Below are 25044 nucleotides of genomic sequence, written 5' to 3'. Positions count from 1 at the left end.
GCTTTCACCCCTGCCTGTTCCCGGTCGCCGGCGTGATCCGATCGTGCCGAGGCACGCTGCGGGTATCCCGCTCCGTCGGGAGAAGGAGATCACACGGGCAATGGATCACCCCGTCCCGCTGTCCGGGTACCGTCAGGGTATGAGTCATCCGCACCCTGAACTGAAAGCCGCCCCGCCCCTTCCCGAAGGAGGGCTGCGGGTCATCGCCCTGGGCGGCCTGGGTGAGATCGGCCGCAACATGACCGTCTTCGAGCATGCGGGCAAGCTGCTGATCGTCGACTGCGGGGTGCTGTTCCCGGAGGAGACCCAGCCCGGCGTGGACGTGATCCTGCCGGACTTCACCTCGATCCGGGACCGGCTGGACGACATCGTGGCCGTGGTCCTCACCCACGGCCACGAGGACCACATCGGCGGCGTGCCGTACCTGCTGCGCGAGCGGTCCGACATTCCCGTCGTCGGCTCCAAGCTGACGCTGGCGTTCCTGGAGGCCAAGCTCAAGGAACACGGGATCCGGCCGCGCACGGTGCGGGTGCGGGAGGGCGACCGGCGTGGTTTCGGGCCCTTCGACTGCGAGTTCGTGGCGGTCAACCACTCCATCCCCGACAGCCTCGCGGTCGCGATCCGCACCCGGGCCGGGATGGTGCTGCACACCGGCGACTTCAAGATGGACCAGTTCCCTCTCGACGACCGCATCACCGATCTGCGCGCCTTCGCCCGCCTCGGCGAGGAGGGCGTGGACCTGTTCCTCACCGACTCCACCAATGCCGAAGTACCCGGCTTCACCACTTCCGAGCGTGAGCTGAACCCGGCGATCGAGCAGGTGATGCGCACCGCGCCGCGCCGGGTCATCGTCTCCAGCTTCGCCAGCCACGTGCACCGCATCCAGCAGGTCCTGGACGCCGCCCACCAGCACGGCCGCAAGGTCGCCTTCGTCGGCCGGTCGATGGTCCGCAACATGGGCATCGCCCGTGACCTGGGCTATCTGAAGGTCCCCTCCGGTCTGGTCGTGAGCACGAAGGAGCTGGAGAAGCTCCCGGACCACAAGATCACGCTGGTGTGCACCGGCTCCCAGGGCGAACCGATGGCCGCGCTGTCACGGATGGCCAACCGCGACCACATGATCCGCATCGGCAAGGACGACACCGTCCTGCTCGCCAGCTCCCTCATCCCCGGCAACGAGAACGCCATCTACCGGGTGATCAACGGACTCACCCGGTGGGGCGCCCACGTGGTCCACAAGGGCAACGCCAAGGTGCACGTCTCCGGGCATGCCAGCGCCGGCGAACTCGTCTACTGCTACAACATCGTCAAACCCCGCAACGTCATGCCCGTGCACGGCGAATGGCGCCACCTGCGGGCCAACGCCGACCTCGCCGTCCGAACCGGTGTCGACCCCGACCGGGTCGTCATCGCCGAGGACGGCGTCGTCGTCGACCTGGTCGACAAACGCGCGTCCATCACCGGCAAGGTCCCCGCCGGCAACGTCTACGTGGACGGCATGGAAGTCGGCGGCGCCACCGAAGCGTCCCTCAAGGACCGCCTCACCCTCGCCGCCGAAGGCGTGGTCACGGTCGTGGCGATCGTCGACGCGGACACCGGCGCCCTCGCCGAGGCTCCCGACTTCCTGGCCCGCGGCTTCGTCCACGACGACACCACCTTCGAGCCGGTCATCCCCGTCATCGAGAAGACCCTGGCCACCGCGGCCGAGGAAGGCGTCGGGGACGCACGCCAACTCGAACAACTCCTCGCCCGCGCCGTCGCGAACTGGGCGTTCCGCACCCACCGCCGCAAGCCCCTCATCATCCCCGTCATCATCGACGCCTGAACCACAGCCCAGCAGCACGGTCGGTTCCGGTGGCAGCCCCGCGAGCATCGAGGTCCGGCACGCCCGGACCGGACGGTGGCGAAGCCGCCGGGCTCGACCAGGCTTATCGCCTCGCCGTGGGCGACCGGCAGGTCCGCGAGGGAGTCGGTGTTGCGGGCGACGGCCCTGTCGCCGCGCTCCAGGGCCGCCTGCGCGAACTCGCGGCCGAAGCCGCGGGAGGAACCGGTGACATGGCGGCGGTGCACCCCGCCCAGATGTTGCACCAGATCGGACAGCATCCACTCGGGGCAGGCCGGCACCTGCACGTCGTGGCTGGGCACGAAGGCGACCGCTGCCGGGAACGCGACCGACTGTTCGTCGATCAGCCGCAGCAGGACGGGGAACGAATGTCCTTGCCACGCGGATGCCTACCGTCACCCCGGACAACCGCGGTCGTTTTTCACAGCGGTACAGGGGCACGCAAGGCGCGCACCACCGGCCGCGCACCCTCGGACAAGGCAGTGCCCTCATCCCGGAATTCCAGTTCGGCGGCGCCACCGACCCGAGCCAACCGCATCTGGGCCATTTCCCCAGGCGAGTCCGCCGGCTACGCCCCGCCCGCAACGCGCGCACGGGCATGCGCACGTCGCGGGCCACTGCACGGGACGCGCGAGTGGATAGCGCGAGTGCCGGTGAAGCGGTTAGATCGCGGTACTCATCGACTCAGCCGCCGCTCTTGCGCCTGAACGACCGCTGGCTCGCAGCCGGGCCGTGCGCCGAACGTACCTTCGACGCATCGGACTTGGCGGCAACATCAGCGGCGTCCGCCTGCGCACCGCGCTTGCGCGCCAGGGCTTCGCGGAACTTGCGCTTGAGGTCGTAGTTGCCGTCGCTGTCCGGCTCCAGAGGGGACGTCTCGGGGGCAGCCGGCTCCGAACCTTCCGTAGATACGGGCTCTGCGGTCATGGTGACCTCCTGGGTTCGGGGGTGGGCAAGCACAGCTTGTCATGCCGGGCGCAGTGCGAGGCGCCAGCAACGTCATCCTGCTCCGTTTCGGCGGGTATCCCTCTCGCGGCCAAAGGCGTTGACTTCGGAGGTGAGGCACGCAGGACGGCTTCGGGCCGGGCCCAGGGTTGTCGATCCCTTGTCCGCTGGCGGGGCTGTGACGCGGATGGCTGACCGACAAGTTGGTGCGGTATTCCGGACGACAGTCTGTGCAGGTAGAGCAGCGGCAGCACCTCGCTCACCTTGGGCGACTTGCGGCACCACGGGGCCAGGATCTTCGAGGAGAACCTCTTGCGCTCGCCCGTCTCGTCCTCGATGCGGCGGTCGTTCACCCGTGGAGCCTTCACCTCGACCGGACGGCGTCTTGGGCGACTGACGCGTTTCCTGAAGTGTGTGGCTGCTTCTGGTGCGTCGGTTACAGGCGCTTCGCTGTGCGGTCGCGCAGCAGCAGCCACTGGCTCGCGTCGGCGCCGCCTGAGCGCGCAGCCGGTCCGTGCAGCAGCACGGCGTAAGCCGTCCTCTCCGCCTTGCCCGGGGCGGCATACTGGTCTGGCGCCTCCGGGGTCGGGAATGACCTCGTCATGTCTTTCCAGGCCTTGTCCGCGTTCGGAGTGCTGAGCATCGGTCCTCCCGGGCTCAATAGGGTCATGCAGTGAAGTACGAGCACGCGTGGCTGCAGCCGCGGTACGGATTGACGGTCCATTCGAACGGCATGCGCGAGGCGCCCGGCACCCGGTTCAGCACCGAGCGCGCCCGGACCTCGTGGAAGGTGATCCCGCGGAACTCGGGCGTGTCGAAGGTGCGGCTGGCCACGGCGTCCGCGCCGAACAGCGCGGGCTCGGCGGCCCGGCCGTGCGCGGCCGGCTCCTCCGCTCCCGCCGGCTGCACGGTCGCGGCGGGCCGGACGGTGAGGTTCTCCCAGCGCATGACGCCTCCTCGGTAGCACTGCCGCACACAATAGAACACCTGTTCCCATGATCGTGCGGCCCGTGTTGACGCCCCCCGATTTGGGGGGCCGGGCACCGGGGTGGTTGGCTTGCCCCAACCCCGAGAAACGCAGGTCCTGGAGGAACGCAATGGCGCAGGTCGAGGCCACTACGGAGCGGGTCGTCGCGGCGGACGCGGAGAAGGTGTTCGACGCCCTCGCCGACTACAGCGGCACGCGGCACAAGCTGCTGCCGGAGCAGTTCAGCGAGTACGAGGTCCGCGAGGGCGGCGACGGCGAGGGCACCCTCGTCCACTGGAAGCTCCAGGCCACCAGCAAGCGGGTGCGCGACTGCCTGCTGGAGGTCAGCGAGCCCACCGACGGCGAGCTGGTCGAGAAGGACCGCAACTCCTCCATGGTCACCACCTGGCGCGTCACCCCCGCCGGCGAGGGCAGGTCCCGGGCCGTCGTCACCACCACCTGGCAGGGCGCCGGCGGCATCGGCGGCTTCTTCGAGAAGACCTTCGCCCCCAAGGGCCTCGGCCGGATCTACGACGCCCTGCTCGCCAACCTCGCCGCCGAGGTCGAGAAGTAGGTCCAACGCTCCGCCGGTGAAGGGGTGTTGGACCCCTTCACCGGTTCGAGTGCATCTCCGCCCTGCCCGGAACGATTCCGTAACTCACCGCAGTTGTTCACAGTTGACGCCTTACGCGGGAAATGTGAGCAGGTGTGACGAGAGGAGCGGCACGTGGGCGGAACGACTCTGGCGGAGCAGGAGCGGGCCGTGGCGCCGGCCGGACAGGAGACCGCCGCCGCACCGCAGGCCCCCGCACCCGCGCCCCGACTCGGTGCACGCCGCGTGCGGTTGGTGTTCCTCGGGCTGATGCTCGCCCTGCTCCTCGCGGCGCTCGACCAGATGATCGTCGCCACCGCGCTGCCGAAGATCGTCGGTGAACTGCACGGCCTGGACCGGATGAGCTGGGCGATCACCGCCTACCTGCTCACCTCCACCGTCGGCCTGCCCCTGTACGGCAAGCTCGGCGACCTGGTCGGCCGCAAGGGCGTCTTCCAGTTCGCCATCGCGGTCTTCGTGCTCGGCTCCGCGCTCGCCGGCCGGGCCCAGTCCATGGACCAGCTGATCGCCTTCCGCGCGCTCCAGGGCGTCGGCGCGGGCGGGCTCATGATCGGCGTGCAGGCGATCATCGCAGACATCGTGCCGCCCCGCGAACGCGGCCGCTACATGGGCCTGATCGGCGCCGCCTTCGGCCTCGCCTCCGTCGCGGGCCCGCTGCTCGGCGGCTACTTCACCGACCACCTCTCCTGGCGCTGGTGCTTCTACGTCAACGTCCCCTTCGGCCTGGTCACCCTCGCCGTCGTCACCGTCGTCCTCAAACTCCCGAAACCCGCCGCCCGAGGCCGCCTCGACGTCCTCGGCGCCCTGCTCCTCGCCGCCGCCTCCACCTGCCTGGTGCTGCTGACCAGTTGGGGCGGCACCGAGTACGCCTGGGGCTCGCGGCAGATCGCCGGCCTCGGCGCGGGCGCCCTCGCCGCGTCCGTGCTCTTCCTCGTCGCCGAGCGCTTCGCCGCCGAACCCCTCATCCCGCTCCGGCTGTTCCGCGACTCCGTCTTCAACGTCAGCGGCCTGGTGGGCCTCGTCATCGGCGTCGCCCTGTTCGGCGCCGCCAGCTATCTGCCCACCTTCCTCCAGATGGTCGACGGCGCCAGCGCCACCGAGTCCGGCCTGCTCATGCTGCCGATGATGGCGGGCATCGTCGGCGCCTCGGTCATCGGCGGCCAGCTCATCAGCCGCACCGGCCGCTACACGGTCTTCCCCGTGCTCGGCAGCGCCGTCTCCGCCGTCGGCATGTGGCTCCTCTCGCGCCTCGAAGTCGACACGCCCCGGCTGCACTACAGCATCTGGATGGCCGTCCTCGGCGCCGGCATCGGCCTGGTGATGCCCGTCCTCGTCCTCGCCGTGCAGAACTCCGTACGGCCCGCCGACCTCGGCACCGCCACCAGCGCCAACAACTACTTCCGGCAGATCGGCGGCAGCGTCGGCGCCGCGATCTTCGGCACCCTCTTCGCCGACCGCCTCACCGCCGCGCTGCGCCGGGAGCTGCCCCCGCGCGCGGGCGCCGGGCTGCCCGACGCCGACTCCCTCACCCCGCAGCTCGTGCACGCGCTCCCGCCGGCCCTGCGCGACGCCTACATCCGCGCCTACGCCGACGCGATGCCCCGGATCTTCCTCTACCTCGTCCCGGTGCTCGTCGCCGGCCTGCTCGTCGCCTTCTTCCTCAAGGAGAAACCCCTGGTGTCCCACCCCACCGCCGAACCGGACCACGAACCCGATGCCGTGCACGTGACCGTGACCGTCCCCGCGAACCCCCCGATCCCGCAGGCCCGCTCGGCCTACGCCGCCGGCGTCCCGGTCTGCGGTACCGTGCAGCACCCCGATGGCACCGTGGTGCCCCGCGCGGCCCTCACCCTCATCGATGCCGCCGGACAGCAGATCGGCCGCGGTGCGAGCGGCGACGACGGACGGTACGCGCTCAGCACACCCGGCTCCGGCTCGTACGTCCTCATCGCCGCCGCCGGCGGCCACCAGCCACAGGCCGTCTCCGTCACCGTCGGCGAACGCCCCGTCGAACTCGACGTCGTCCTCGGCGGCGCCGGACGCCTCGCGGGCAGTGTCCTCACCGCCGACGGCAGCCCCGTGCGCGACGCCACCGTCACGCTCACCAACGTGCACGGCGAGGTCGTCGCCACCACCCGCAGCGGCCGCGAGGGCGGCTACGTCATCACCGAACTCGTCGCCGGTGAGTACACGCTGGCCGCCAGCGCCCCCGCCTACCGCCCCGCCGCCCTCCCGATCAGCGTGCAGGCCTCCCGGGAGACCCGGCAGGACGTCGAACTCGCGGGCGGCGCCGTGCTGCGGGGCACCGTCCGGGCGAGCGGCGGACGGCCCGTGGAGGACGCGCGCGTCACGCTCCTCGACGCCGCGGGCAACGTCGTCGACACCCTCACCACGGGAGCGGACGGCACCTTCCGTTTCGTCGACCTCTCCTCCGGCGAGTACACCGTCATCGCCGCGGGCTACCCGCCGGTCGCCACCGTCCTCCAGGTCGCGGGCGGCGGCCGCACCGAGCGTGACCTGCAACTGGGCCACGAGGACTGACCGGCAGCCGCAGCGGGAGCCGACGGGGGGCGCCCGCGCGGCACCGGGCCGCGCGCCGGTGCGATCCGGTGAATCCAATTCCAGGATTGCCACACATCGCGACCGTACCCCGCCGTACGGTAGTGGCAGGCTTCACAGATCGTTTGCGAACAGCCGTGGGGAGAAAGGGCCTGGGCCATGGATTTCGGCGACGACCGTGGCAGCACGCGGGACACACCTCCCGGCCGCGGCGAGGGGGACGCCGCCGCTGGCCGCATTCCGCTGGGCGTGGTCGTCGTCGACCGCGCCGGCCTCGTGTCCCACTGGAGCAGCGGCGCCGGGCGGCTGTTCGGCGTAGGCCGCGAGGACGCCGTCGGGCGGCCCGCCGCCGACCTGCTGCCGGTCTCCGGCGCCCTGGCCGAGGACACGCACGGCGACGACACGCGGGACGCGTACCCGCCGTACGACGCACCCGGACCGGACCTGGAGGCCTCGCTCGACGGGCACACCGGCTACGCCACGGCCGGCCGCGCCCGCCAGAGCGGGCACGACGGGGCACCCGGCGAGCGGCTCGACGTGCTGTGGTGGGCCTACCCGCTGGTCGGCCCCGGCCCGTCCCGGCTGCTCGTGCTCGCCGCCGACGCCACCCGGCTGCGCGACGAACGCGGCTACGACGACGAGACCGCCGAGCGCATCGCGCCCGGCTTCGCCCGCCACACCGAACTGCCCGCCTCCGACGAGCTGGCCCGGCGGCTGCCCGAGATCCTGCCCAACATGGGCCCCGGACTCAGCTCCCGCATCGTCGCCCAGGTCCTCGAACTGGGCTATCCCGTCCTGGAGTTCAGCCAGTACGACCGGGTGCCCGTCACCCCGTACTGGGGCGTGCCCCGCCGCCCGGGCCGCCGGCACGCCGAGGCCGTCGTACCCCAGCAGCGCTCCGCACCGCCCCTCGTCCCGGCCGGCGCCGAGACGGACCTGGAGTACGCCGCGGTGCGCGAGCGGCTGGAGTTCCTCAACGAGGTCAGCTCCGGCATCGGCTCCTCCCTCGACCTCGGCGAGACCATCCGCGAGGTCACCAGCGCCGCCGTGCCCCGCTTCGCGGACTTCGCCGGCACCCATCTGCGCGCCGCCGTCCTCGCGGGCGAGGACTTCCCGGACGGCCCGCCGGACGCCACCACCGTGATGTTCCGCGTCTGGGTCGAGCACAACGACGAACCCGGCCGCTGGGACGACACCGTGCCCGTCGGCGAGGCCTTCGCCTTCCCCGAACACACCCCGTTCTACAAGTGCATGGTCACCGGCGAGCCGGTGCTGATCCCGCGGGTCACCGAGGAGCTGTCCGAGCGGATCTCGGGGGAGTTCGAGAAGCGCGACCTGCGGCCGCTCATCGGCGGGCGTTCGCTGCTGATCGTGCCGCTCAAGGCCCGCAACGTCGTCCTCGGCTTCATGGTGCTGATGCGCCGCCCCGACCGGCCGGCCTTCGACGACATGGACCGCACCACCGGCGCCGAGCTCGCCGCCCGCGCGGGCCTCGTGCTCGACAACGCGCGCATGTACACGTACCAGGAGAACGTCGCCGACACCCTCCAGGACAGCATGCTGCCGCAGGTGAACCCGCGGATGGCCGGGTGCGACGTGGCCACCCGCTATCTGCCCGGCACCCGTCTCGGCCGGATCGGCGGCGACTGGTTCGACACCATCAAACTGCCCGGCTCGCGCACCGCCCTCGTCGTCGGCGACGTCATGGGCCACGGCCTCAACTCGGCGGCCATGATGGGCCAGTTGCGCACCGCCGTACAGACCATGGCCACGATGGAGACCCCGCCCGCCCAGCTCCTGCGCAACCTCGACGACCTCGCCCGCCGGCTCGGCGACAACTACCTCGCCACCTGCCTCTACGCCGTCTACGACCCCATCCGCGGCGAACTGCACCTCGCCAACGCCGGTCACATCCCGCCCGTCCTGGTGCGCGCCGAGGACGGCAGCAGCGAACTGCTCGACCTGCCCACCGGCGCCCCCATCGGCGTCGGCGGCGTCGCGTTCGAGTCCCTCCGGATCGCGGTCGGACCCGGCGACCGGCTGGTGCTGTGCACCGACGGCCTGGTCGAGGTCCGCGGCTGCGACATCGGTGAGGGCCTCGCCGCGCTGTGCGAGTCCGCCGCGCACCCGGCCGCCTCCATGGACGACGCCTGCGACACCATCATCCGGGCTCTCAACACCCGTGGCGGCCGCAAGGACGACGTCGCCCTGCTGATGGCCCGCCTCAACGGCATCCCCGGTGACCATGTCGCCGAGTGGCGCCTCGACCCCGATCCGCGCGAGGTGGCCCGCGCCCGCCGCCTGGTGCGTGCCCAACTGCTCGACTGGGGGCTGCCGCAGGCGGTGGACACGGCCGAGCTGCTGGTCAGCGAGGTCGTCACCAACGCCGTCCGGCACGCGGGGAGTGAGCCGGTCGGTCTGCGGGTGATCCTCGCCGACGCCCTCCTCTTCGAGGTCACCGACGACGAACCCGCCCTGCCCGCCATGCTCGGCGCCGGCCCGTACGACGAGGCAGGCCGCGGGCTGCGTGTGGTCAGCCGGCTGGCCCGCGAATGGGGCGCCACGGCGAGCGGGCACCGCAAGACGGTCTGGTTCGAGCAGACGATCACGGCAGGGACGTGAGCGAGGGGCGAACCGGAGGAGCGGCGAACCGAGGAAGGGCGAACGGGGCAGGGTGAACGGGGAGGGGCGTGCGCCCTGACCTCGCGCGCCCCCGGCACGCCCGGGGCGCCCGCACATCTCGTGAAGGTGCCCACCCGGCCCTTGCCTCGCTCCCGGCCTGCGCGATATCCCGATCACGGAACCGAACCGTGGGGAGATCGCATGAACGTCTCGGACAACTACCGCAACGCCTGGGAAAGTTACTGGAGAGAGACCTCCGACGAGGCGGGCGAGGCGATCTGGGACTGCGATCCCGCCCTGTCCGCCGAACCGCACAGTGCTCTGCTGCTGCCCCACGCCGACGCGGAGCGGACCATCGTCGACCTGGGCTGCGGCAACGGCACCACGACGCGCTACCTCGCCACCCGGTTCGCCCGCGCCGTCGGCGTCGACCTCTCGCACGCCGCCGTCGAGCACGCCCGCCGCGCCAAGAACGACGACACGGTCGAGTTCCAGCAGCTCGACCTGACCGACGCCGACGCCGTCCGCGCCCTGCACGGGCGGCTCGGCGACGCCCACGTCTACCTGCGCGCCGTTATGCATCAGAGCGAACCGGAGGCACGGCCCGCGGTCGCCGCCGCCGTCGCCAGGATCATCGGCACCGAGGGGCGCGCGTTCGTCGTCGAGCTGACCTCCGGCTCCCGGGACGTCCTGCGGCGCGCCGCGGCCCAGCCGTCCGGCCCGGGGCCCAAGCTCCAGCGCGTCTTCCAGCACGGGCTCAAGCCCGCCGACGCCGACGACGAGGAGATCCCGCGCCTGCTCGACGCGGCGGGCCTGACGGTCCTCGCCGAGGGCGTGACGAGCCTGCCGCAGACCGAGTACCTCACCGACGGCACCCGCATCGACCTGCCGGCCCGCTGGTTCGTGCTCGCGGGGCGATAGAACCCGCCCGTTGCCGTCCGTTGTCGCCCATTGCCGCCCGGCTTTGCTCGGGCGGCAATGATAAATACCTCTTTGGGTTTCACCAAGCATTCATATGAGGTGAAATTCGGCCCTCTATGGACGATTTGGTGATCCGGTCGACCGTGTGCCGGTAGAAATTCATCGCCACGCCCGCACGCCGCGACCTGCGGCGACCAAGGCCACTCGGGCGTGCGTACGATCACGGAATCTGCGTACGGATAACAATTCCTGCCATCAGCAGATAAATGCTCTCTTGTGACGAACAGGTCACCAGGAAGACGATCGCTCCTCGTTCCCACGCCCTACCTGCGAGGAGTTCACATGAGCGAGCGGTTGAGCCTCGGCCCGGACGCCGCACGGCAACTCGCCGACACGACCAAGACGACACCGCAGATGCGCGGCATCACGCCGCGCTATCTGCTGCGCGCGCTGCCCTGGGTGGACGTCGACTCCGGCGTCTACCGGGTCAACCGGCGCCGCACCTACGTCCTCGGCGACGACCGCATCAACACGACCGACGGCGACACCCCGTGCGTCATCCCGGGCGACCTGCGCGAACTGCCGTACCTGCGCGAGGCGGACGAGGCACTGCTGGAGGAACTGGCCGGCGCGTTCACACAGGTGTCCTTCGCACCGGGCGAGATCCTGGCCCAGGAGGGCGCCCCCGCCGACCGGCTGTGGGTGATCGCGCACGGGCGCGCGGAGAAGCACGCGACCGGGCAGTACGGCGCGGACGCGCTCCTCGACGTCATCGGCGACGGCCAGTTCTTCGACCTCGCCGCATGGACCGCCGCCGAGACCCTGCCCTACCGGGTGCAGGCGCTGACCGCGGGCACCGCCCTCTGCCTGGAGCGCGCGGAACTCGCCCGGCTCGCCGAGCGCGACGCGACGTTACGCGCCGCGCTGGACGCGTATGTCACCGGCGCCCACGTCATGGCCGGCGCCGAGGTCCCCGTCGACCTCACCGCGGGACACGACGGCGAGCCCGATCTGCCGGGGACGTTCGTCGACTACGAGGACACGCCCCGCGAGTACCACATGACGCTCGCCCAGACCGTGCTGCGCGTCCACACCCGCGTCGCCGACCTCTACAACGGACCGATCGACCAGACACGGGCCCAGGCCAACCTCACCGTGCACGCCCTGCGCGAGCGGCAGGAGGCCTCGATGCTGTACCACCCGGAGTTCGGGCTCTTCCACAACGTGGCCCCCGGACAGCGCGTCCAGACGCGCACCGGCGCCCCGACCCCCGACGACCTCGACGAACTGCTGACGCGGGTGTGGAAGCAGCCCGCGTACTTCCTCGCCCACCCCAAGGCGATCGCCGCCTTCGGCCGTGAATGTACGCGCCGGGGCGTGCCCCCGGTGATCGAGAACCGCTTCGGAAGCCCGCTGCTGACCTGGCGCGGAGTGCCGCTGCTGCCCTCGGACAAGGTGCGCTTCTCCGGCGGCGCGGGCGTGGGCACGACCGAGATCCTGCTGATGCGCCTCGGCGAGGCGGAACAGGGAGTGGTGGGCCTGCGCCCGTCGAAGGTGGCCGACGAGGTCGAGCCGGGCCTCGCGATGAAGAACATGGGCGTGGACCAGAAGGGCATCACGTCGTACCTGATGACGGCGTACTTCAACGCGGCGGTCCTGGTGGAGGACGCGCTCGCCGTGCTCCAGAACGTCGAGGTGTCCAAATACCATGACTACTCCTGACGTCGCCGCCGAAGTCCCCACGCCGGCCGGCCCGTCCGGTGCCTCCCCGGGCTTCTCGCCCGAAGCGGCCCGCCGGGACGTACCGATCCTGCACCGGACGGTCAACGGCCACCCGCTGGTCTGGCTGGACAACGGCGCCACCACGCAAAAGCCCCGGCAGGTCATCGAGGCACTCACGGCGTTCTACGCCGCCGCCAACTCCAACATCCACCGCGGCGCGCACACCATGGCGCGCGAGGCCACCGAGATGTACGAGGCGGGCCGGGCCACAGTCGCGCGGTTCCTGGGCGCGCCCTCTCCCGAGAGCATCGTCTTCACCCGGGGAACGACCGAGGCGATCAACCTGGTCGCCCAGAGCTGGGGGCGCGCCAACCTCGGCCCCGGGGACGACATCCTCGTACCGGTGCTGGAGCACCACGCGAACATCGTGCCCTGGCAGCGGGTCGCCAAGGAGACCCGCGCGCGCGTCGTGCCCGTACCGCTGCGGCCGGACGGCTCCGTCGACCAGGACGCGTACGCCGACCTGCTCTCCGCGCGCACCCGGCTCGTGGTCGTCAGCCACGCCTCCAACGTCCTCGGCACCGTGCCACCGGTGCGGGAGATGACGGCGCTGGCGCACCGCTACCAGGCGAAGGTGCTGGTGGACGGGGCACAGGCGGTGGCGCACTTCCCCGTCGACGTGACGGACCTGGACGCCGACTTCTACACCTTCTCCGGCCACAAGATCTACGCCCCCACGGGCATCGGCGCGCTGTACGCCAGGCCGGAGATCCTCCAGGCCATGGCGCCGTGGCAGTCGGGCGGCAACATGATCGAGTCGGTGAGCTTCGACCGTACGACGTACGCCCCGGTCCCGCACCGCTTCGAGGCCGGCACCGGCCACATCTCGGGTGCGGCCGGGCTGCTGGCCGCCCTGAACTGGCTGACGGCCTTCGGCCGGGAGGCGGTGGCGGACTACGAGACGGGGCTGACGGCGTACGCGCAACAGGCCCTGGCCCAGGTCCCCGGCCTCGAACTGCTCGGCTCCGCGGCCGAGCGGATCGGCGTCCTGACCTTCACCCTGCCCGGCCGCACCCCGGCCGAGATCGCCGACCGGCTCGACGGCGACGGCATCGCCGTACGGGCCGGCCACCACTGCGCCCAGCCGGCCCTGGCGCACTACGGCCTCGACGCGGCGGCCCGCGCGTCGCTTGCGCTGTACAACACGCGGGAGGAGGTGGACCGGCTGGTGACGTCGCTGCTGGAGCTGCAGACCGCCTGAGGCCGGGGCCCGCCCGGTCGGTTCCGTGCCCGGGCGGGCTCGCCAGGTGTAGGCCGCCGAAACCCGGGCAGGGGGGCGGTGAAGAACCGACTGCGATCAACGCAAGACGAACAACGGGGTGAACACCATGCACGGCGGCGGAGGATTCAGCGGGGGCGGCCACCACGGGGGCGGCTTCAGCGGACACCATCACAGCGGTGGGTTGAGCCATCACCATCACAGCGGTGGATCGGGTCACCACGGCAACCACCACCATCACACCGGGGACGGGCAGAGCTTCGTCTGGATCCCCTCCTTCCGCCGTCGTGAGCCGTTGGGCCACGTCACGCGAGCGGATCCCCGGCGCGTGACACTGGGTCTCGTCGCGGTGCTGGCCGTGGGCGTCCTCGCGGTGCTGCTGGCGGCTCACTAGGCGCCCCGGCCGAAGCCCTTGCCGCCGCGGCCCGCCGCGCGTCGTCCCACAGGTGTTCGGGCCGCTAGGATCACCGCCTGACGGTGTGTGGAGGCGGCCTCCGCGTCCGTCTGAGGGGGCGGTTCATGGCGCGGTGGCGTGCGTTGCCGGAGGGGCTCGATCCGGCGGTTGCCAAGCTTGTGTCGCGGTTGCGGCAGCTGAAGGACGCCAGTGGGAGGACGATTCCCGAACTCGCCAAGGACACGGGATACAGCACCTCCTCCTGGGAGCGCTACTTCGGCGGTCGGGCGCTGCCGCCACGCGAAGCGGTGGAAGCGCTGGCACGGGTGGTGGGCGCGGACGCCGTCCGGCTGCTGGCTGTGCACGAGGTGGCGGAAGAAGCATGGCGCACGCAGCCGAGCGCCGCCGCCGTCGACGTGTCGCCGCGGCTTGAGGAGACCGAGAACGGGCCGCCGGCCTCTGCCGGGACGGCTGGCGGCGCGGAGCCGCGCCGGTCATCGGTCTGGCGGTCGGTGCTCATCGCGGGCGCCGGGGCTCTCGTCGGTGCGAGCGCCACCGCGCTGCTGATGGCGCCGGGCGCCGGCGCCCGTCCCTCGGCAGCCGTGGCTCGACGCGTCATCTACACCTGCGTGTACAGCCGCCGGGACGGGCTGTGGTACGCGGGGAACAGCACCACCCGCACACAGCAGCTCGTCGTCGACACGACCGGCTCCGATGTCGCCGAGCTGCAGTGCCTGCTGCAGCGCGCGGGCATCACACCGGGTGGCATCGACGGTTCCTTCGGGCCGCTGACCGAGGCCGCGGTGATCCGCGCGCAGAAGAAGTTCGGCCTGGACGTCGACGGGCAGGTGGGCCCGCGCACCTGGGCGGCGTTGCGCGGATGAACCCGACGCCGCCCGAGTGCGCGCGGCTGGCGGCCGAACTGCGCCGGCTGCGGGAACGCTCCAAGCTGACCCTCGCCACGCTGGCCGAGGAGTCCGCGTACAGCACATCGTCCTGGCAGCGCTACCTCAGCGGCAAGGCGCTGCCGCCCTGGCTTGCTGTGCGCGGGCTGTGCCGCCTCGCGGGCGAACCGGAGCCGCGGATGCGCGCGCTGTGGGAACTGGCCGAAGCCGAGTGGAGCCGCCGCGGTTCGATCCGGCCGGCCCGAACGGGGGGTCAGGACGATGCGCCCACCGGTGCGGAGGCCGTACCCCCGCCGGCCGTCCGCCGGCTCGGGCGCCGCCGGGCCTGGCTCGTCGCGGTGGTCGGCGGGGTGCTCGCGGCGTGCGCGGCGTTGGCTGCCGTGTCCACCGCCGGCACGGGCGGTGGCGGGGGCTTCCACGTCTCCTGCAGCGGTGCCGCCTGCAATGGTCAGGACCCGGGTGTGACGCTGTGCGGGGTCGAGCCGCAGACGCTGCTGGACGTGGTCACGCCGGGCGGGGCGGGGCTGGAGATCCGGTCCAATCCGCTGTGCCGGGCGGCGTGGGCCAGGGTCTGGAACACCCGGCTCGGCGACCGCCTCACCCTGAGCACACGCGGCGAGCCGGAGCAGAGCGTCACCGTCGACGATCCCAGCCTCGTGGACGCCTTCGTCTACACGCCCCTGATCGCACTCCCAGCCCGGCACGCGCCGCTGACGGCCTGCCTGACGACTCCGCCGGGACGTACCCGGCTGTGCTACTCCGCGCCCGCCCCGTGAGGGACGCCCGCCGAGCCTTCTCCGGCCGAAGCGGAGGGAAGCGAGCGGCGGTCGTCCGGCACCGGGCGATCGTGCCGGCCTAGGCGCTGACGGTGCCGCAGTTCTCGGCGTCGTTGTAGTACTTACCGCCCTGGTATTCCCAGAGGATCGAACAGTAGGTACCTGCGGCTATGTTCTTGTTCGGGTATATCTGGCAGCCGACGACCGCGGATCCGTCGCTGGTGGTGACGGTCGCCGAGTTGCAGACCACACCGTTCGGCCCGGTGACCTCTTCGTGGACCGGGTACCCGAAACCCACATGCGTGGACCACCCACGCACCTCGGAGGCGTAGAGGCCGGCGCCACTGATGTACATGCAGTTGTCGACGCCGGAGTCGCCGTTGTGGCCACATTCGTCGAACGTCATCGGACGGACGGTCACAGCCGATGCGGACGCCGTCTGAGCCGCAATGCCCAGCAGAAGCACGGATGCCGATACGAGTATCCGCTTGATGCTGTTCGTCATTGGAGACCTCTCCCCGGTGCATGGATCTTGATTCCTGGACGTCCGAGCCCGGGCAAGCCCACTTGGGACAGCCCCGGGCCGGACGTGGTACGGCCGACCGGACGGAATCCTGGCGGGGTCTGGCAGCCGGAGGCCAGGAGCCCACGGGGAAGTGATGACTTCGTGGGACGACAAGACGCCTGACCAGCGGCGGAGCGCCGACCCGTGACGGCGGCGCGGGCCGTCTCACGGGCCGGAAGTGCGTACGCGCTTCAGTGCGGCGGAAGGGCCGGGCCTGTGATGGCCGCGGGGCTCGCTGGTGGTCCGGAAGGAATTCGGGCACGCCGACGGGAGGCGGGCCCATCCGTGTGTTCTTCGACTGCCGGCTTGCCTCCGCCGGCCTCGGCCGGGCGGCCCGTGAGCAGTCCGGTCTGTCCTGCCGGCCGCGTCGACGCAGGCCGGCTGTCCGATCTGCGACGAGTCCGCCGTGCTCCTACCGGAGCCTCAGGCCCCCGGGAAGTTCTTCTTCGATGATCTCGACCAGCCAGTCGAAGGCGGTCGGGCCACGTCCCGCGCGGGCTTCTGCGAGCCTGGCGGCCATGCGGTCCTTGTGCGTCGGGTGACAGCGGGCGAGCCACATCTCAAGCTGACGAGCCGTTTCGTGGTGTCCGAGGTGCCGGCGGGACACTTCGTGATCACGCCACTCGATCTCGAAGTCACCGTCGTCCGGTGTCCCGAAGCCGCCGCGGAGGCAGTCGGCGAAGGCATCGAGGTTCCGCCCGAAGTAGCCGCCGCAGCCCATGCTTTCGCCGACGACACGCCAGAAGTCCTCCAGCGTCCTGATCCTGCTGCCGCCCCACACGTATCTCACCGTCACAGCCCGCAGAGTACGCCCGGCGTGGCGGCTGGCCTGCCCCTCGACAGAGTTCCAGGCAGTGGGCTCGGCCTCCGTTCCGCCTCGTAGGAAGTTCCCCCGCCGACGCGTACCGTGAAGCACCATGAAGATCCTCATCAGTGCCGACATGGAAGGGGCCACGGGCGTCACGTGGCCGGCCGACGTACTGCCGGGGACACCGCAGTGGGAGCGTTGCCGGTCGATGTTCACCTCGGACGTGAACGCCGCCGCGCAGGGCTTCTTCGACGGCGGCGCCGACCAGGTGCTCGTCAACGAGGCCCACTGGACCATGCGCAACCTGCTGCTGGAGCGGCTGGACGAGCGGGTCGAGATGATCACCGGACGGCACAAGACCCTCTCCATGGTGGAGGGCGTGCAGCACGGCGACGTCGACGGTATCGCCTTCGTCGGCTACCACGCGGGCGCCGGCACGGAGGGCGTCCTCGCCCACACCTACCTCGCCAACCAGATCACCGGGGTCTGGCTGAACGACGTCCGCGCCAGCGAGGGTCTGCTCAACGCGCACGTCGTCGCCGAGTACGGCGTGCCCGTCGTCCTCGTCACCGGCGACGACCTCGCCTGCGAGGACGCGCTCGGCTACGCCCCCGAGGCGCTGAAGGTCGCCGTCAAGGACCATGTGTCGCGCTACGCCGCGGTCTGCCGCACACCGGCCCGCACCGCCGCCGACATCCGCGCGGCCGCCAAGGAGGCGGCCCGGCTGGCGGTCCGTCAGGAACCGGTGCAGGCCGGGCCGTTCACCGTCGCGGTCGAGTTCGACGCCGAGCATCTGGCGATGGCCGCCACCGTCGTCCCCGGGGTCGCGCGGATCGGGGAGCGGAAGGTGGCGTACACCAGCGCCACGATGTACGAGGGGATCCGGACGTTCAAGGCGGTCACCACGATCGTCTCCGCCGCCGTGGAGGAGCAGTATGGCTGACCGGCAGGTCGACGAGCAGACCGCTGAGCGGGTCGACGAGCAGGCCCTGGCCGAGGTCGTGGAGTTCACCTCCGGCCTGATCCGCATCGACACCACCAACCGGGGCGGCGGGGACTGCCGGGAGCGGCCCGCCGCCGAGTACGCCGCCGAACGGCTGGCCGGCGCGGGCCTTCACCCGATGCTGCTGGAGCGCACCCCCGGCCGCACCAACGTCGTCGCCCGCATCGAGGGCACCGACCCCGGCACCGACGCGCTGCTCGTCCACGGTCATCTCGACGTGGTGCCCGCCGAGGCCGCCGACTGGAGCGTGCCCCCCTTCTCCGGGGAGGTCCGCGACGGGGTGGTGTGGGGGCGCGGCGCCGTCGACATGAAGAACATGGACGCGATGATCCTCGCGGTCGTCCGCTCCTGGGCCCGCCGCGGCGTACGGCCCCGCCGGGACCTCGTCATCGCGTTCACCGCCGACGAGGAGGCCAGCGCCGAGGACGGCTCCGGCTTCCTCGCCGACCGCCACCCCGAACTCTTCGAGGGCTGCGCCGAGGGCGTCAGCGAGTCCGGCGCCTTCACCTTCCACGACGGCGCCGGCCACCGGATCTACCCGATCGCGGCCGGGGAGCGGGGCACCGGCTGGCTGAAGCTCACCGCGCGCGGCCGGGCCGGACACGGCTCCAAGGTGAACCCGGAGAACGCGGTCACCCGGCTCGCCGCCGCCGTCACCCGCATCGGCGAGCACCAGTGGCCGCTCCGCCTCACCCCGACCGTGCGGGCCGCGCTCACCGAACTCGCCGCCCTCTACGGCATCGAGCCCGACTTCCGGGACGTGGACCGGCTGCTGCACAAGCTCGGCCCGGCCGCCAGGCTCGTGGAGGCGACCGTCCGCAACAGCGCCAACCCGACCATGCTGCAGGCGGGTTACAAACTCAACGTGATCCCCGGCGAGGCCGTCGCCTACGTCGACGGGCGGTATCTGCCGGGCGGCGAGGAGGAGTTCGCCGCCACCCTCGACGAGCTGACCGGCGCCGACGTGCACTGGGAGTTCGCACACCGCGAGGTGGCCCTGCAGGCGCCGGTGGACTCGCCGACCTTCGCACGGATGCGGGCCGCCGTCGAGGAGTTCGCACCGGACGGGTACGTGGTGCCGTACTGCATGTCCGGCGGCACCGACGCCAAGCAGTTCTCCCGGCTCGGCATCACCGGCTACGGCTTCACCCCGCTCAAGCTGCCCGAGGACCTCGACTACCAGGCCCTCTTCCACGGCGTGGACGAACGCGTACCCGTCGAGGCGCTCCACTTCGGCGTCCGCGTGCTCGACCGCTTCCTGCGCACGGCCTAGACCAGTCCCGACGAAGGAGGACACCGGAGTGCTGACCGCGCCGTACGGAACCTGGCCGTCACCCGTCGACGCGACGCTGGCCGCCGCGCACGACGGACACCCGGAGTGGGTGGAGTTCGTCGGGGACGAGGTGTGGTGGACCGAGCCCCGCCCCGCCGAGGGCGGCCGCCGGGCCCTGGTGCGCCGCACCGCCCACGGCACGCAGGAGACCGTGCTGCCCGCGCCGTGGAACGTGCGCAACCGGGTCGTCGAGTACGGCGGCCGTCCCTGGACCGGAGCGACGCGGGACGGCCGGCCGCTGATCGTCTTCACGCACTTCGCCGACCAGCGGCTGTACCGGTACGAGCCCGGCGGCGAGCCGCGCCCGCTGACCCCGCTCTCCCCGGTCGGCGCGGGCCTGCGCTGGGCGGACCCGCACCTGGACCCCGCCCGCGGCGAAGTGTGGTGCGTGCTGGAGGAGTTCACCGGGGACGGCCCCGGCGACGTCCGCCGCCTCCTGGCCGCCGTACCGCTCGACGGATCCGCCGCCGAGGACCGCCACGCGGTGCGCGAACTCACCGACGGCCGGCACCGGTTCGTCACCGGCCCGCGCGTCTCGCCCGACGGCCGCCGGGCCGCGTGGCTCGCCTGGGACCATCCGCGGATGCCGTGGGAGGGGACGGAACTGCGCGTCGGCGAGATCGGTGCCGACGGAACACCGCATACCGTCCACACGGTCGCCGGCGGGCCGGGCGAGGCGATCGCCCAGGCGGAATGGCATACGGACGGCAGTCTTCTGTATACGAGCGACCGCAGCGGCTGGTGGAACCTCTACCGCGACGGCACCCCGCTCTGCCCCCGCGAGGAGGAGTTCGCGGGCCCGCTGTGGAAACCGGGCCTGCGCTGGTTCGCGCCGCTGGACAACGGGCTGATCGCGGTCGTACATGGTAGAGGGTCGACCGTACTCGGAATACTGGATACAGAATCCGGTGAGGTCGTCGACGCCGCCGGACCCTGGACCGAGTTCGCGCCCGCCCTCGCCGCCCACGGCAGCCGGGTCGTCGCGGTCGGCGCCGGCCCCCGCACCGCCCACGAGGTGGTCGAACTGGACACCGTCACCGGCCGGGCCCGCGCCGTCGGCGCCCGGCACCGGGACGCCGTCGACCCCGCCTACTACCCGGAGCCCCGCACCCGCACCTTCACCGGCCCCGGCGGCCGCGAGGTGCACGCCCACATCCACCCGCCCCGCCACCCCGCCCGCACCGCACCCCACGGCGAGGCCCCGCCCTACGTCATCTGGGCGCACGGCGGACCCACCAGCCGGGCACCCCTCGTACTGGACCTCTCCGTCGCCTACTTCACCTCGCGCGGCATCGGCGTCGCCGAGGTGAACTACGGCGGCTCCACCGGATACGGCCGCGCCTACCGCGAGCGGCTGCGCGAGCAGTGGGGCGTCGTCGACGTCGAGGACTGCGCGGCCGTCGCCCGCGCTCTTGCCGAGGAGGGCACCGCCGACCCCGCCCGGCTCGCCATCCGCGGCGGCAGCGCCGGCGGCTGGACCGCCGCCGCCTCCCTGGCCACCACCGACGTCTACGCCTGCGGCACCATCGCCTACCCCGTCCTCGACCTCACCACCTGGGGCCCCGGCGAGACCCACGACTTCGAGTCCCGCTACCTGGAGTCGCTGATCGGGCCGTTCGCCGAGGTGCCGGACCGGTACGCCGAACGCTCGCCCCTCACCCACGCCGACCGGCTCGCCGTGCCGTTCCTGCTGCTCCAGGGCCTGGACGACGTGATCTGCCCGCCCGCACAGTGCGAACGCCTCCTCGCCCGGATCCGGGGCCGCGGTGTGCCGCACGCCTATCTGACGTTCGCGGGGGAGGGGCACGGATTCCGGCGGGCCGAGACGATGGTGCGCGCGCTGGAGGCGGAGATGTCGCTGTACGCTCAGGTGTTCGGGCTGGATGCGCCCGATGTCCCGAGACTGGAGCTGCACCCGTGAAGGACATGAAGGAACTGGCCCGGCCGAGGCGGCTGGCCCCCGGCGCCCGCGTCGCCGTCGTCGCCCCCAGCGGGCCGGTGCCCGAGGAGCGCCTCCAGGCCGGGCTCGACGTGCTGCGCGGCTGGGACCTCGACCCGGTCGCCGCACCCCATGTCCTCGACCGGCACGGCGAGTTCGCCTACCTCGCCGGCAGCGACGCCGACCGTGCGGCCGACCTCCAGAACGCCTGGTGCGACCCCACGGTCGACGCCGTCCTGTGCGCCCGCGGCGGATACGGCGCACAACGCATGATCGACCTGCTCGACTGGGACGCGATGCGCGCCGCCGGGCCGAAGGTCTTCCTCGGCTTCAGCGACATCACCTCCCTGCACGAGGCCTTCGCCACCCGCCTCGGACTCGCCACCCTGTACGGGCCGATGGCGGCCGGCATCGACTTCATCAAGAACACCCGGGCACAGGAACACCTGAAGGCCACCCTCTTCGCCCCGGAGACGGTCCGCACCATCGCCTCCGGCGGCACGGCCCTCGTGCCCGGCCGCGCCCGCGGCATCACCCTCGGCGGCTGCCCGGCCCTGCTCGCCACCGACCTCGGCACCCCGCACGCCCGCCCCTCGGCGGCCGGCGGGCTGCTGTGCCTGGAGGACGTCGGCGAGGAGGCGTACCGCCTGGACCGCTACCTCACCCAACTCCTGCGCGCCGGCTGGCTGGAGGGCGTGCGCGGGATCCTGCTGGGTTCCTGGGAGAGGTGCGGCGACTACGCCGCGGTGCGGCCCATGCTCGCCGACCGGCTCGGGGCGCTCGGCGTGCCGGTGGTGGAGGAGTTCGGCTTCGGGCACTGCGCGGGCGCGCTGACGATCCCCTTCGGCGTCGCGGCCGAACTCGACGCGGACACCGCCACGTTGACCCTGGACGAGCCGGCCCTGCGCTGACCCCGCCGGGCCAGCCGCCGGGCCCGGCGCGCGGATGCGGCACGGCCGGTGACGTCGTACGCTGGCCGGATGCCGCACACCGCGCCCCACTACCTCGCCCAGGGCCCTCGCGTGGCCGTCTGTCACTTCACCCTCCAGGACGGACCCGAGTTCACGGCCCGCACCCGCGAGAGCAAGGACCTGCACCGGCCCTGGCTGTTCCCGCCGGACAACGACGAGGCCTACGCCGCCTACGCGGGCCGGCTGATCGAGGACCCGACGAAGGCCGGCTTCCTGGTCTGCGAGAAGGACGACCAGGGCAGCGGGGGCGGTGGGGCCATCGCGGGCTTCATCAACATCAACAACATCGTGCGGGGCGGCTTCCAGTGCGGCGCGCTCGGCTACGGCGCCTTCGCGCACGCCGCCGGGCGCGGCCTGATGCGCGAGGGTCTCGACCTGGTCATCGACTACGCCTTCGGTCCCCTCGGTCTGCACCGGCTGGAGATCAACGTGCAGCCCGAGAACACCGCCTCTGTCGCGCTGGCGCGCGGCGCCGGCTTCCGGCTGGAGGGCTTCTCGCCCGCCATGATCCACATCGACGGGGCCTGGCGCGACCACGAACGCTGGGCGCTGACCGTCGAGATACGGACCGGCAGCTGAGCGCCTCGGCGCGGTGAGGGGACCCGCCCTGCGCGGGCCGGTCGTGCTCGACGCCCCCTGCGACCTGGGCCTGCGCCCGCCCGCCCCGGCTGTCACGAACGTCGTGCCCCCGCGCCACGACGGGCGCGACCGGCAGGAGGGATGTACGGTTCTTCGGCGTCCGTGACCCCGAGGCGCCCGCCCTCGACGGCTTCCGGGTGCCCCCGGAAGCCGACGTGGTCGTGGCCGCCTTTGCGCAATCCTGACCGGCAGCTCCCCTGGGCAGTGGCTCGCCCTCCGGGTTCCATGGTGATCGTGACGAGGATCCGACGTGAGGTACTGACCCTGCCCGCCGCCGAGTTGGGCCCGGACAACCCCCTGCCCCCGCTGCACCCCCTCGACGAGGTCCACCGCATCGACGACCGCGACCGGGAGGGCATGCCCCGGGACATGGTTCGGCAACTCGGCCACGAGCCGCTCACCAGCCTGCTCCCGGTCCGTGTCCGCGACGGCTACGGCAGAGCCCGCACACCCCGCGCCCTGGACGCCCTGGTGATCGAGAACGACCGGCTGCGCGCCACCGTCCTGCCCGGCCTCGGCGGCCGCGTCGCCTCCCTCCTCCACCTGCCCACCGGACGCGAACTCCTCTACCGCAACCCGGTGTTCCAGCCCGCCGACTTCGCCCTCAACGGAGCCTGGTACTCCGGCGGCATCGAATGGAACATCGGCGCCACCGGCCACACCACCCTGTCCTGCGCCCCGCTGCACGCCGCCCGCGTCCCCGCCCCCGACGGCGGCGAGATGCTGCGCCTGTGGGAGTGGGAGCGGCTGCGCGACCTGCCCTTCCAGGTCGACCTGTGGCTGCCCGACGGCTCCGACTTCCTCTACGTCGGCGTCCGGATCCGCAACCCGCACGAGCACCCGGTGCCCGCCTACTGGTGGTCCAACATCGCGGTACCGGAGGACGTCCGCGTCCTCGCACCCGCCGACGAGGCCTGGCAATTCGGCTACGAACGCCGCCTGCGCCGCGTCCCGGTGCCCACGTACGACGGCATCGACCGCACCCGCCCCCTCGACAGCCCCTACGCCGCCGACTACTTCTACGACGTGCCGGACGCCCGGCGCCGCTGGATCGCCGCCCTCGACGCCGACGGGCACGGACTGGTGCAGACCTCCACCGACACCCTGCGCGGCCGCAAGCTCTTCGTGTGGGGCCACCTGCCCGGCGGCCGGCGCTGGCAGCAGTGGCTGACCGAACCCGGCACCGGCGGCTACTGCGAGATCCAGGCCGGCCTCGCCCGCACCCAGCTCGAACACGTCCGCCTTGAGGCGCAGAGCGAGGTGTCCTGGCTGGAGGCGTACGGCCCGCTCGACACGCCGGGTGCGGGGGAGTGGACCCGGGCGGTCCGGGGCGCCGAGGACCGGCTGGAGGCGGCCCTGCCCCGCGCCCGCGTCGAGCAGGCCTACGCCCGCTGGCTGCCGTGCGCCGACACCGAACCGGCCGCGATCCTGGCCGCCGGTTCCGGCTGGGGCGCCCTGGAGGTGCTGCACTCCGACGGGAAGCTGCCCGGCACCCCGTTCCCCGAGTCCACCCTGGGCGAGGCCCAGACACCCTGGCGGGAACTGCTGCGCACCGGCACGCTGCCCGAGCCGCACCGGGCAGGACCGCCCGGCGAGAGCCTCGTCGCCCCGCACTGGCGGGACATGCTGGAGACCGCGCCCGCCACCCCGCACACCGAGTACCACCTCGGAGTCGCCCAGTGGCACGCCGGCGACCACGCCCAGGCCGTCCGCAGCTGGGAACGCTCCCTGCGACGGGCGTCCTCCCGCTGGCCATCGCTGCGCTGCCTGGCCGTCGCCGACCAGGCGTCCGGCCACCACGAGCGGGCCGCCGCACGCTACGCGGACGCCTTCGACGACCTGTGCCGCGCCCTCCCCCACGGCCCGAAGGACACGGCACACACCCCGGGCGGCGACGGCGCCGGCGACGACGGCGGGATCTGGGCCGCCGCCCAGGCCGCGCTCGGCCGCGAGACCCTCGGGGCCCTGCTGCGGGTACGGCGCACGGCCGAGGCCCGCGCCGCGTGGGACCGGCTGCCGCCCGCCGTGCGCGAGCGCGGCCGCTTCCGCCTCCTTGAGGCCGAACTGCTGCTCGCCGAGGGCCGGCCCGAGGCGGCGCGGGCCGTCCTCGACGAGGACGTCGAGGTCGCCGACCTGCGCGAGGGCGAGGAGACGATCGGCCGGCTGTGGTCCCGGCTCACCGACGAGCCGCTGCCCGCCCGCCTCGACTTCCGGATGCGCCCGGACCAGCCGTAGCGAGG

The 25044-nt window shown here is 72.4% G+C and carries 20 protein-coding genes and 2 pseudogenes; 16 read left to right on the top strand and 6 right to left on the bottom strand.

The genetic code is table 11. The features are described from left to right. Nucleotides 1–139: 139 nt before the first annotated feature. The gene (locus tag ACFC8N_RS17995; protein WP_376288543.1) at nucleotides 140–1825 is read left to right on the top strand and encodes a ribonuclease J; all 1686 of its coding nucleotides are present in this window, start codon (nucleotides 140–142) and stop codon (nucleotides 1823–1825) included. A gap of 702 nt (nucleotides 1826–2527) precedes the next feature. Here the strand turns inward: ACFC8N_RS17995 and ACFC8N_RS17990 are convergent. From ACFC8N_RS17990 to ACFC8N_RS17975, 4 genes and pseudogenes are all read right to left on the bottom strand, one after another. After that, the gene (locus tag ACFC8N_RS17990; protein WP_053663526.1) at nucleotides 2528–2770 is read right to left on the bottom strand and encodes a DUF5302 domain-containing protein; all 243 of its coding nucleotides are present in this window, start codon (nucleotides 2768–2770) and stop codon (nucleotides 2528–2530) included. A 236-nt stretch (nucleotides 2771–3006) separates the two neighbouring features. Next, nucleotides 3007–3162 (bottom strand): annotated as a pseudogene (locus ACFC8N_RS17985) (IS256 family transposase); the annotation flags it as partial. 62 nt (nucleotides 3163–3224) lie between these two features. After that, nucleotides 3225–3431: a hypothetical protein gene (locus ACFC8N_RS17980; RefSeq protein WP_376288739.1), complete on the bottom strand. Its 207-nt coding sequence runs from the start codon at nucleotides 3429–3431 to the stop codon at nucleotides 3225–3227. A gap of 35 nt (nucleotides 3432–3466) precedes the next feature. After that, nucleotides 3467–3736: pseudogene (locus ACFC8N_RS17975) on the bottom strand (radical SAM protein); the annotation flags it as partial. Between the two features lie 149 nt (nucleotides 3737–3885). Here ACFC8N_RS17975 and ACFC8N_RS17970 point away from each other — a divergent pair. The 9 genes from ACFC8N_RS17970 (at nucleotide 3886) to ACFC8N_RS17930 (ending at nucleotide 15546) form a co-directional block, all read left to right on the top strand. Beyond that, nucleotides 3886–4329, top strand: coding sequence for an SRPBCC family protein (locus ACFC8N_RS17970; RefSeq protein WP_356030515.1), 444 nt, complete (start codon nucleotides 3886–3888; stop codon nucleotides 4327–4329). A gap of 153 nt (nucleotides 4330–4482) precedes the next feature. Continuing rightward, nucleotides 4483–6909 carry an MFS transporter gene (locus ACFC8N_RS17965; RefSeq protein ID WP_376288738.1) on the top strand — a complete coding sequence of 809 codons (2427 nt, stop codon included), beginning with the start codon at nucleotides 4483–4485 and terminating at the stop codon, nucleotides 6907–6909. A 177-nt stretch (nucleotides 6910–7086) separates the two neighbouring features. Then, the gene (locus tag ACFC8N_RS17960; protein WP_376288737.1) at nucleotides 7087–9549 is read left to right on the top strand and encodes a SpoIIE family protein phosphatase; all 2463 of its coding nucleotides are present in this window, start codon (nucleotides 7087–7089) and stop codon (nucleotides 9547–9549) included. 201 nt (nucleotides 9550–9750) lie between these two features. Then, complete coding sequence (locus ACFC8N_RS17955; protein ID WP_376288736.1) at nucleotides 9751–10470, top strand: class I SAM-dependent methyltransferase; 720 nt, start codon at nucleotides 9751–9753, stop codon at nucleotides 10468–10470. Nucleotides 10471–10812: 342 nt separating this feature from the next. After that, the gene (locus ACFC8N_RS17950; RefSeq protein WP_376288735.1) at nucleotides 10813–12192 is read left to right on the top strand and encodes a family 2B encapsulin nanocompartment shell protein; all 1380 of its coding nucleotides are present in this window, start codon (nucleotides 10813–10815) and stop codon (nucleotides 12190–12192) included. Continuing rightward, a complete protein-coding gene (locus ACFC8N_RS17945; RefSeq protein WP_356030510.1) occupies nucleotides 12179–13453 on the top strand; it encodes a cysteine desulfurase in 1275 nt (424 codons plus the stop codon). Before ACFC8N_RS17950 ends, ACFC8N_RS17945 begins: the two co-directional genes overlap by 14 nt. 118 nt (nucleotides 13454–13571) lie before the next feature. After that, entirely contained in the window at nucleotides 13572–13865 is a 294-nt protein-coding gene (locus ACFC8N_RS17940; RefSeq protein ID WP_376288734.1) for a hypothetical protein, read from the top strand. A gap of 125 nt (nucleotides 13866–13990) precedes the next feature. Then, a complete protein-coding gene (locus ACFC8N_RS17935; RefSeq protein ID WP_376288733.1) occupies nucleotides 13991–14749 on the top strand; it encodes a peptidoglycan-binding protein in 759 nt (252 codons plus the stop codon). Beyond that, nucleotides 14746–15546: a DUF2690 domain-containing protein gene (locus tag ACFC8N_RS17930; RefSeq protein ID WP_376288732.1), complete on the top strand. Its 801-nt coding sequence runs from the start codon at nucleotides 14746–14748 to the stop codon at nucleotides 15544–15546. The genes ACFC8N_RS17935 and ACFC8N_RS17930 overlap by 4 nt, the downstream gene beginning before the upstream one ends. A gap of 79 nt (nucleotides 15547–15625) precedes the next feature. Here the strand turns inward: ACFC8N_RS17930 and ACFC8N_RS17925 are convergent, their stop codons facing one another. Continuing rightward, nucleotides 15626–16051 (bottom strand): hypothetical protein, encoded by a 426-nt coding sequence (locus tag ACFC8N_RS17925; RefSeq protein ID WP_356030506.1) that lies wholly within the window; start codon nucleotides 16049–16051, stop codon nucleotides 15626–15628. 472 nt (nucleotides 16052–16523) lie between these two features. Continuing rightward, nucleotides 16524–16907, bottom strand: a complete 384-nt coding sequence (locus ACFC8N_RS17920; protein ID WP_376288731.1) for a barstar family protein — start codon at nucleotides 16905–16907, stop codon at nucleotides 16524–16526. A 121-nt stretch (nucleotides 16908–17028) separates the two neighbouring features. Here ACFC8N_RS17920 and ACFC8N_RS17915 point away from each other — a divergent pair, with 121 nt between their 5' ends. The 6 genes from ACFC8N_RS17915 to ACFC8N_RS17890 all read left to right on the top strand — a co-directional run bounded on the left by ACFC8N_RS17915 (nucleotide 17029) and on the right by ACFC8N_RS17890 (nucleotide 25039). Continuing rightward, nucleotides 17029–17862, top strand: a complete 834-nt coding sequence (locus tag ACFC8N_RS17915; protein WP_356030504.1) for a M55 family metallopeptidase — start codon at nucleotides 17029–17031, stop codon at nucleotides 17860–17862. After that, entirely contained in the window at nucleotides 17855–19195 is a 1341-nt protein-coding gene (locus ACFC8N_RS17910) for a M20/M25/M40 family metallo-hydrolase (RefSeq protein ID WP_376288730.1), read from the top strand. Before ACFC8N_RS17915 ends, ACFC8N_RS17910 begins: the two co-directional genes overlap by 8 nt. Before the next feature lie 28 nt (nucleotides 19196–19223). Then, nucleotides 19224–21176 (top strand): prolyl oligopeptidase family serine peptidase, encoded by a 1953-nt coding sequence (locus ACFC8N_RS17905; RefSeq protein WP_376288729.1) that lies wholly within the window; start codon nucleotides 19224–19226, stop codon nucleotides 21174–21176. Nucleotides 21177–21181: 5 nt separating this feature from the next. Further along, nucleotides 21182–22105: an LD-carboxypeptidase gene (locus ACFC8N_RS17900; protein ID WP_376288788.1), complete on the top strand. Its 924-nt coding sequence runs from the start codon at nucleotides 21182–21184 to the stop codon at nucleotides 22103–22105. 69 nt (nucleotides 22106–22174) lie between these two features. Further along, nucleotides 22175–22744: a GNAT family N-acetyltransferase gene (locus tag ACFC8N_RS17895; RefSeq protein WP_376288728.1), complete on the top strand. Its 570-nt coding sequence runs from the start codon at nucleotides 22175–22177 to the stop codon at nucleotides 22742–22744. A 285-nt stretch (nucleotides 22745–23029) separates the two neighbouring features. Further along, nucleotides 23030–25039, top strand: coding sequence for a DUF5107 domain-containing protein (locus ACFC8N_RS17890; RefSeq protein ID WP_376288727.1), 2010 nt, complete (start codon nucleotides 23030–23032; stop codon nucleotides 25037–25039). Nucleotides 25040–25044: the final 5 nt, after the last annotated feature.

Origin of the sequence: Streptomyces sp. NPDC055966 (assembly GCF_042269865.1) — a bacterium.
GTDB lineage: Bacteria > Actinomycetota > Actinomycetes > Streptomycetales > Streptomycetaceae > Streptomyces.
This window is presented reverse-complemented; position numbering and strand designations above follow the sequence as displayed.

Bases quoted from the DNA above. Each gene is read 5' to 3' on its own strand.
- ACFC8N_RS17995 (WP_376288543.1), top strand. From the start codon at position 140: ATGAGTCATCCGCACCCTGAACTGAAAGCCGCCCCGCCCCTTCCCGAA.
- ACFC8N_RS17990 (WP_053663526.1), bottom strand. From the start codon at position 2,770: ATGACCGCAGAGCCCGTATCTACGGAAGGTTCGGAGCCGGCTGCCCCC.
- ACFC8N_RS17980 (WP_376288739.1), bottom strand. From the start codon at position 3,431: ATGCTCAGCACTCCGAACGCGGACAAGGCCTGGAAAGACATGACGAGG.
- ACFC8N_RS17970 (WP_356030515.1), top strand. From the start codon at position 3,886: ATGGCGCAGGTCGAGGCCACTACGGAGCGGGTCGTCGCGGCGGACGCG.
- ACFC8N_RS17960 (WP_376288737.1), top strand. From the start codon at position 7,087: ATGGATTTCGGCGACGACCGTGGCAGCACGCGGGACACACCTCCCGGC.
- ACFC8N_RS17955 (WP_376288736.1), top strand. From the start codon at position 9,751: ATGAACGTCTCGGACAACTACCGCAACGCCTGGGAAAGTTACTGGAGA.
- ACFC8N_RS17950 (WP_376288735.1), top strand. From the start codon at position 10,813: ATGAGCGAGCGGTTGAGCCTCGGCCCGGACGCCGCACGGCAACTCGCC.
- ACFC8N_RS17945 (WP_356030510.1), top strand. From the start codon at position 12,179: ATGACTACTCCTGACGTCGCCGCCGAAGTCCCCACGCCGGCCGGCCCG.
- ACFC8N_RS17935 (WP_376288733.1), top strand. From the start codon at position 13,991: ATGGCGCGGTGGCGTGCGTTGCCGGAGGGGCTCGATCCGGCGGTTGCC.
- ACFC8N_RS17930 (WP_376288732.1), top strand. From the start codon at position 14,746: ATGAACCCGACGCCGCCCGAGTGCGCGCGGCTGGCGGCCGAACTGCGC.
- ACFC8N_RS17925 (WP_356030506.1), bottom strand. From the start codon at position 16,051: ATGACGAACAGCATCAAGCGGATACTCGTATCGGCATCCGTGCTTCTG.
- ACFC8N_RS17915 (WP_356030504.1), top strand. From the start codon at position 17,029: ATGAAGATCCTCATCAGTGCCGACATGGAAGGGGCCACGGGCGTCACG.
- ACFC8N_RS17910 (WP_376288730.1), top strand. From the start codon at position 17,855: ATGGCTGACCGGCAGGTCGACGAGCAGACCGCTGAGCGGGTCGACGAG.
- ACFC8N_RS17900 (WP_376288788.1), top strand. From the start codon at position 21,182: ATGAAGGAACTGGCCCGGCCGAGGCGGCTGGCCCCCGGCGCCCGCGTC.
- ACFC8N_RS17895 (WP_376288728.1), top strand. From the start codon at position 22,175: ATGCCGCACACCGCGCCCCACTACCTCGCCCAGGGCCCTCGCGTGGCC.
- ACFC8N_RS17890 (WP_376288727.1), top strand. From the start codon at position 23,030: ATGGTGATCGTGACGAGGATCCGACGTGAGGTACTGACCCTGCCCGCC.